The organism is Acidiferrobacter sp., from assembly GCF_054609335.1.
Window position 1 is genome coordinate 1 of record NZ_JBTRWP010000087.1, and the last position, 6992, is coordinate 6992.

General features: G+C 63.9%; 8 protein-coding genes and 1 pseudogene. 3 read left to right on the plus strand and 6 right to left on the minus strand.

The features are described 5' to 3' along the window. Positions 1-98: 98 nt before the first annotated feature. The 4 genes from ACYCTF_RS13905 to ACYCTF_RS13920 form a co-directional block, all read right to left on the minus strand. Positions 99-323: a hypothetical protein gene (locus ACYCTF_RS13905; protein ID WP_461282423.1), complete on the minus strand. Its 225-nt coding sequence runs from the start codon at positions 321-323 to the stop codon at positions 99-101. A gap of 82 nt (positions 324-405) precedes the next feature. Beyond that, positions 406-1449 (minus strand): lipopolysaccharide heptosyltransferase II, encoded by a 1044-nt coding sequence (gene waaF, locus ACYCTF_RS13910; protein ID WP_461282422.1) that lies wholly within the window; start codon positions 1447-1449, stop codon positions 406-408. Between the two features lie 9 nt (positions 1450-1458). Then, positions 1459-1659: a zinc-finger domain-containing protein gene (locus tag ACYCTF_RS13915; RefSeq protein WP_461282421.1), complete on the minus strand. Its 201-nt coding sequence runs from the start codon at positions 1657-1659 to the stop codon at positions 1459-1461. Position 1660: 1 nt separating this feature from the next. Then, positions 1661-2617, minus strand: coding sequence for a branched-chain amino acid transaminase (locus ACYCTF_RS13920; protein ID WP_461282420.1), 957 nt, complete (start codon positions 2615-2617; stop codon positions 1661-1663). A 149-nt stretch (positions 2618-2766) separates the two neighbouring features. Here ACYCTF_RS13920 and ACYCTF_RS13925 point away from each other — a divergent pair, with 149 nt between their 5' ends. Then, positions 2767-3417 carry an O-methyltransferase gene (locus ACYCTF_RS13925; protein WP_461282419.1) on the plus strand — a complete coding sequence of 217 codons (651 nt, stop codon included), beginning with the start codon at positions 2767-2769 and terminating at the stop codon, positions 3415-3417. On the opposite strand, the gene rho is transcribed toward ACYCTF_RS13925, so the two are convergent. Both rho and trxA read right to left on the minus strand, forming a co-directional pair. Continuing rightward, positions 3414-4670 (minus strand): transcription termination factor Rho, encoded by a 1257-nt coding sequence (gene rho / locus ACYCTF_RS13930; protein WP_461282418.1) that lies wholly within the window; start codon positions 4668-4670, stop codon positions 3414-3416. The two genes, ACYCTF_RS13925 and rho, sit on opposite strands and share 4 nt — an antisense overlap. Positions 4671-4837: 167 nt before the next feature. After that, complete coding sequence (trxA, locus tag ACYCTF_RS13935) at positions 4838-5164, minus strand: thioredoxin TrxA (RefSeq protein WP_461282417.1); 327 nt, start codon at positions 5162-5164, stop codon at positions 4838-4840. Positions 5165-5313: 149 nt separating this feature from the next. Between trxA and rhlB the strand changes: the two genes are divergently transcribed. Then, on the plus strand, positions 5314-6762 hold the full coding sequence (gene rhlB, locus ACYCTF_RS13940) for an ATP-dependent RNA helicase RhlB (RefSeq protein WP_461282416.1): 1449 nt from the start codon (positions 5314-5316) through the stop codon (positions 6760-6762). Positions 6763-6778: 16 nt separating this feature from the next. Further along, a pseudogene (locus ACYCTF_RS13945) lies at positions 6779-6992 on the plus strand (acireductone dioxygenase); the annotation flags it as partial.

The following is a 6992-nucleotide window of genomic DNA, read 5'->3' on the forward strand; positions in this document are numbered from 1 at the left end:
CGAGGCACAGATCCCGAAACCACGACAGATCGACCATGCGACGCGTCACGGTGGTCTTTCCAGATCCTTTGGGCCCGGCAATCACGAGAAGGGCAGGCTTAGTCGGCTCGCTCATAAGGGCGAGACTGGTTCTCACCGCGACCTTGGTTCACGGCGGCGCGCAGGCGTTCCATGTGACGCTGAAGCCGCGCCTCGTTCTTCGCTACCATAGTCTCCTGCCAGCCGGCGAAAAGCCGATCCCACGGGGCTCTGGGGTCATCGAGATAGGCCGCGGTGTCCGGCAAACCGGTCGGGGCCTCATCGTGCGGCCGGTCCTTTTCCATGACGATATTATAACCTGGGGGCGTCTAGGCGCAGCCGTGCGCGTGGGGATTGCCCGTCCGACGAAGGCGGCGATGGCCTTCGCTAGGAGTCGTTTAGAACGGTCACACGCGAGGCCTCTATTGTCGCCTCAAGGGCCTCTTCCACGCGCTCTGGTGTGAGATCCTCAAGGCAGCGCAGGTGACCCAAGGGGCAGGTGCGGGCAAAGCAGGGGCTGCATTCAAGACCCAAGGTGACTGTGACCGCGCGGTCGTCCAAGGGCGGGGTGTGGTGGGGATCTGAGGATCCAAAGACCGCCACCATGGGTCTGTGGAGGCTGGCCGCGACATGCATGAGGCCTGAATCATTACTGACGACCGCAGTGGCCAGGGCCATAAGGTCCACGGCCTCGAGCAGGGTGGTCTGTCCGGTCAGGTTGGCGCACGCGCCTTCAGACAGCGTGTCTATGGCCCTGGCGACCTCCTGATCGTGTGGGCCGCCGAGCACGAGGACGCGCCATCCGCGATCATGGTAGGTCCGCGCAAGCCGCGCGAAATGGCGGGCGGGCCAGCGCTTCGCGGGACCGTATTCGGCCCCGGGGCAGAGCGCGAGGAGCGGCATCGTCAGGTCGATCCCGAAGCGTTCGGCGCACCGTCTCCCTGCTTCCGGGTCGGCGCGAAGGCGTGGGGCCGGGACCTCCGGCAAGGGCTCGCCGGGCTCGAGCCCCAGGAGCAAAAAGCGCTCGACGGTCCTTAGCTTGGCGCCGGCAGGCTCGTGACGGATATCGTTGATGAGCCCGAAGCGGGCCTCGCCGAGATAAGCCGTGCGCCGCTGCGCCCCGCTCGCCCAGGCGGGGAGCGCCGACTTATAGGAGCGCGGTAGGACATAGGCTTGTGTGTAGTGGCGTTCCCGCAGTTGGCGTCCGAGCCGCAGGCGTTCGCGCAGGGCAAGCCGGCCGTGCGGGATGGCGAGCACCATGGCCTCGGCGATCTCCGGCATGCGGGTAGCGAGCGACAGGGTTGCAGGGGGAGCGATGAGGTCCAGGGCACGCTGCGGATCGCGCGCCTTCAAGAGCTGGAAGAGGCTGTGGGCCATGACCATGTCGCCGACCCAGGCCGGGCCCACGATCAGCGCCCGCGATGCACCCACGCGTCGCCCCTAACGGTCTTTGAGGACGTAGACGGTCCCGCAGTAGGGACAGCGCTCCTCGCCACTGACCTCGATCGGCAGGAACACGCGGGGATGCGAGTTCCAGAGGCTCATGCCCGGCATCGGGCAATGCAGAGGGAGGTCCTTGCGTGCGATCTCGACGCGCATGGCGCGGGCGGTCGGCGCCGTCGCACCCCGTTCCCGGTCCATGTCAGCCCTTCCGTGAGAGACGCGCGGCTTCCGGCTTGCTCACCGGAGTCACCCACTCGGGATGGGTCTTGCGGCGCCCGTGCACCTGCTCGAAGTACAGGGCCTGAAGCTTCTCGGTGATCGGTCCGCGCCGTCCCCGGCCTATGGGCCGGAAATCGAGCTCGCGAATGGGCGTAATCTCGGCCGCGGTCCCCGAGAAGAAGGCCTCGTCGGCGATGTAGACCTCGTCGCGCGTGATGCGTTTCTCGCGCACCGGCACCCCGATCTCGCCTGCCAGCTCTATGACCGTCTCGCGCGTAATGCCCTCGAGGGCCGCGGTGAGTTCCGGCGTGAGCAGTTTGCCGTCGCGGACGATGAAAATGTTCTCCCCGCTCCCTTCCGCCACATAGCCTTCGGTATCTAGGAGCAAGGCCTCGTCGCAGCCGCATTGCTGGGCCTCGCGCAGCGCCAGCATGGAGTTCATGTAGTTGCCGTTGCTCTTGGCCTTGCAGAGGGCCACATTGACGTGATGGCGGTTGAAGGACGAGGTTTTGATGCGTATTCCGCGCTCCAGCGCCTCTTCGCCAAGATAGGCGCCCCACGCCCAGGCGGCGACGATCAGGTGGACCTTGAGTTTGTCGGCGCGCAGGCCCATGCCCTCGGCCCCATAGAACGCCATGGGCCGGATGTAGGCGGATTCGAGGCCGTTTTCACGCACCGAGGCCAAAATCGCCTCGCGCACCGTTTCCTTGTCGTAGGGCATGTCCATGCCCATGATGTGCGCCGAGCGGAACAGGCGATCGACGTGGGCGTCGAGCCGGAAGACCGCGGGTCCTGCGCTCGTCGGGTAGGCGCGCACCCCCTCAAAGACCCCCATCCCATAATGCAGGGTGTGGGTGAGGACGTGGGTGTTCGCGTCGCGCCAGGGCACGAGCTTGCCGTCGTACCAAATGACCCCGTCACGATCCGCCATCGACATACCAAAACCTCCTCACAAAGTCGCTTGTCATGGCTTGGGCCGTGTTGCCCAAAGCCGATTCATACTGAACCGAAAAAACCCGCTTCGCAACGGGGGGACCGAGGGGCCTCTCGGCTTATCCACCCCATTGCGCTAGACTGGTCTCCACCATGGAAAGACTCGTCGACAAGGCGCTCGAAGACTACGCCCGTGCCCATATCACGGCCCTACCGGAGGCGCTCGCGGAGATCGAGCATTATACCCGCGCGCATCGCCCTGACGCAGGGATGCTGAGCGGCCCCGTGGAGGCGGCGCTCTTACGGCTCCTCGTCATGCTCTGTCCGGCCCGGCGGGTCCTGGAGATCGGCCTCTTTACCGGCTATTCAGCGCTTGCCATGGCAAGCGCCCTCCCCCCGGACGGTGAGGTGCTGTCTTGTGAACGGGACCCCGAGGCCATCGCCATCGCCCAGCGCTTCTTCGATCGCACCCCATGCGGCCGCAAGATCCACATCCGGCCCGGCCCCGCGCTCGACACCCTGGAGGCCTTGCGCGATGAGGTCTTCGATCTGGTTTTTTTGGATGCCGACAAGGAAAACTACCCCGCCTACTACGAACGTGCGCTTCCTTTGCTGCGTCCCGGGGGCTTGTTCGTCGCCGACAACACGCTCTGGTCCGGCCGGGTGTTGGCGCCCACGACACCCGCTGATCTCGGTATCGCGGCCTTCAACCGCAAGGTCCACAACGATCCCAGCGTCGACGCCGTGCTCCTTACGGTGCGCGACGGGGTCACCGTCGCCCGCAAGAAGACGGCCCCGCTCTAGCGCCGCATCGAGTCGAAAAACTCCGCGTTGTTCTTAGTGGCCTTGAGCTTGTCGAGCAGGAATTCCGATCCCTCGACATCGTCCATGGGGTGCAGCAGTTTGCGCAGGATCCAGAGCTTTTGGAGCTCGCTCGGATCGATGAGCAATTCCTCGCGCCGTGTCCCCGAACGATTGATGTTGATCGCAGGATAGACGCGCTTTTCGGCGAGGCGGCGATCAAGGTGGATTTCCATGTTGCCCGTGCCCTTGAACTCCTCGTAGATCACGTCGTCCATCTTGGAGCCGGTCTCGACGAGGGTTGTGGCCAGGATGGTCAGGCTGCCGCCTTCCTCGATGTTGCGCGCCGCCCCAAAGAAGCGCTTGGGGCGCTGCAGCGCATTGGCGTCGACGCCGCCCGTCAGCACCTTGCCCGAGGCCGGGACCACGGTGTTATAGGCGCGCGCCAGACGCGTGATCGAGTCGAGCAGGATGATGACATCGCGCTTGTGTTCCACAAGCCGCTTGGCCTTCTCGATCACCATCTCGGCCACTTGCACGTGGCGGGTCGCGGGTTCGTCGAAGGTCGAGGAGATCACTTCCCCGCGCACCGAGCGGGTCATCTCCGTCACCTCTTCCGGCCGCTCGTCGATGAGCAGCACGATCAACACGCATTCCGGGTGATTGGCCGTGATCGAGTGAGCGATCTGTTGGAGCATCACCGTCTTACCGCTCTTTGGCGACGACACGATAAGGCCGCGCTGGCCCTTGCCGATGGGTGATATGAGATCGATAACGCGGGAGGTCAGGTTTTCGGTCGAGGCGTTCGCCTGTTCGAGCTTCAGGCGTTTGAGCGGATGGAGCGGCGTCAGGTTCTCAAAGAGGACCTTGTTGCGCGCCTCCTCGGGCGGCTGGAAATTGATGTTTTCCACCTTGAGGAGCGCGAAATACCGCTCGGATTCCTTCGGGGGCCGGATATTGCCGGTCACCGTGTCGCCCGTGCGCAGATTGAAGCGACGGATCTGGCTCGGGCTCACGTAGATGTCGTCGGGCCCGGCAAGATAGGAGCTGTCCGATGAGCGCAGGAAGCCGAAGCCGTCCTGCAGGATCTCAACGACGCCTTCGCCTACGATATCCTCGCCCTTCTTGGCTTGCGCCTTCAGAATCGCGAAGATAAGGTCTTGCTTGCGCAGCCGACTTCCGCCTTCGAGATCGAGGGCAACAGCCATTTCCACCAATTCAGTAGCGGGTTTTCGTTTCAGTTCGGAAAGGTGCATTGTCATCTTTTTGAGAAACCGTCAGGCATGAAAAGGCGGGTGAATCCGCGGCCTGATCAGAAAAGGGGTTGAGATATGCGAAAGCAGGGGAACCGCGCTTTCTAGTTCGAGACCTTAGCACCTCGGCCGCTCGCCGTCTAGTATCGCGAGCGGCCGAGGCTGCAACACTACAGGTTGTCGTCCAAAAAGGCCGAGAGCTGGGACTTGGACATGGCACCCACCTTGGTCGCCTCGATACCGCCGTTCTTGAAGAGCATGAGGGTCGGGATGCCGCGAATGCCGTACTTGGGCGGCGTCGCCGGATTTTCGTCGATATTGAGCTTTGCCACCGTGAGGCGGTCTTTGTAGTCGCGGGCGACCTCCTCCAGGACCGGGGCGATCATTTTGCACGGCCCGCACCACTCGGCCCAGTAATCCACTAGCACGGGGCCGGACGCATTCAATACGGCCTCCTGAAAGGTGTCGTCGGTCACGTATATGATGCCTTGGCTCATGGTTGGGGTCTCGGTTGGTCGGTTTATGTTTTGGATCGTTGGTTGAGAGGAGTACGTCGCAGTAAGCCTATTGTGGACGGAACGGACAGAAGTTGGCAAGTCTCCCCGTGGTTTCCCCAGCCCCCGCCTTTTGCTATTCTAGTTCCTTAATGAAAGATACCCACCTTACTCAGCAGGCGTTTTCCGACCTCGGGTTGCCAGAAACGGTCCTATCCGGTGTGCTCAAGGCCGGATTCACCTATTGTACGCCCATTCAGGCCGCAACCCTCCCCAAGGCGCTCGCGGGCCACGACGTGGCGGGCCAGGCGCAGACCGGGACCGGCAAGACCGCGGCCTTTCTGCTTGCGGTGTTCAATCGCCTGCTCACGCAGGAGCCGCGACCCGGGCGGCGGCCCAATCAGCCGCGCGCCTTGATCCTGGCGCCGACGCGCGAGCTCGCGATCCAGATCCACAAGGACGCGGTCGTGTTGGGACAGGAGTGCGGGCTCAGCTTCAAGCTGGCCTACGGGGGGACCGGTTACGACAGCCAGCGCAAAGGCATCGAAGAGGGCGTCGATGTTCTCATGGGGACACCCGGGCGCCTCATCGATTATTTCAAGCAGCATGTGTTCGATCTGCAGGCTTTGCAGGTGATGGTCTTGGACGAAGCGGATCGCATGTTCGATCTCGGCTTCATCAAGGATATCCGCTATCTGCTGCACCGCATGCCGCCTGTCACCGAGCGCCTGAATCTCTTGTTTTCGGCGACGCTCTCCTATCGGGTCATGGAGCTTGCCTATGAGCACATGAACAACCCCGAGCTCGTGCGCATCGAGGCCGAAAAGATGACGGCCGAGCGCGTGCGCGAACGCCTCTATCACCTAGGCCAGGACGAGAAACTGCCTGTGTTGGTGTCGCTTCTGCGCCGCGAACAGGTGGCGCGGGCGCTTGTGTTCACGAACACCAAGCATGTCGCCGAGCGGGTCCAAGGCTGGCTTGCCGCCAACGATTTCGGGGCGGCGGTGCTGTCCGGGGATGTCCCTCAGCAAAAGCGTCAAAGCCTGTTGGCGGATTTTCAGGAGGGGCGCTTCCCGGTGCTCGTGGCCACTGACGTGGCGGCGCGCGGGCTACATATTCCCGACGTGAGTCATGTCTTCAACTACGACCTCCCGCAGGACGCGGAGGACTATGTGCACCGGATAGGTCGGACGGCGCGCGCCGGGGCCGCGGGCGAAGCCGTGAGCCTCGCCTGTGACGAGTACGCCTTCTCGCTGCTCGAGATCGAGGCCTATATCGGCCACAAGATCCCGGTCACGCAGGTCACGGATGATCTCATAATCCCCTTGAATCGTCCGGTGCGCGGGGCGCCCCCCGAGCGCGTCGCCCGCCGCCCGCGCCCGGGGGCGCGCGATGGGACGTCACGTTCTCGCGCCCAAGGTCATCACAGCCAAGGTCATAACGCCCAGAGGAGCCCCTCTGGGCGGCCCCATGAGGCGACCCGCACCACGCATGAGACCCCGGTCTCACCGCCGCCCGCGAAGCCGGCGACATCACCCCGCCCGGCACCCCCGGCGCCCCCGCGCGGGCGCAAGACCCCCGAGAAACCCGTCCTCGGTTAGAGATCAAGGAGTCGCTATGGCTGAACTTCGCTTGCAGGATGGATCGCGCCTGACTGATCCGACGGACATCGCCGCACGGCTCACCCCGCTCGGCGTGACCTTGCGTCATTGGCCGCTCCCGGAGGCCCCGCGGCCGCGCGCACTCCTGGCCGCGCAGACTCTGGCTGATCCCGAAAAAGAGGAGCTGCTGGGTTTCGTCGATCATAGGTTTCGGGCGCTGGCCGCCGAGT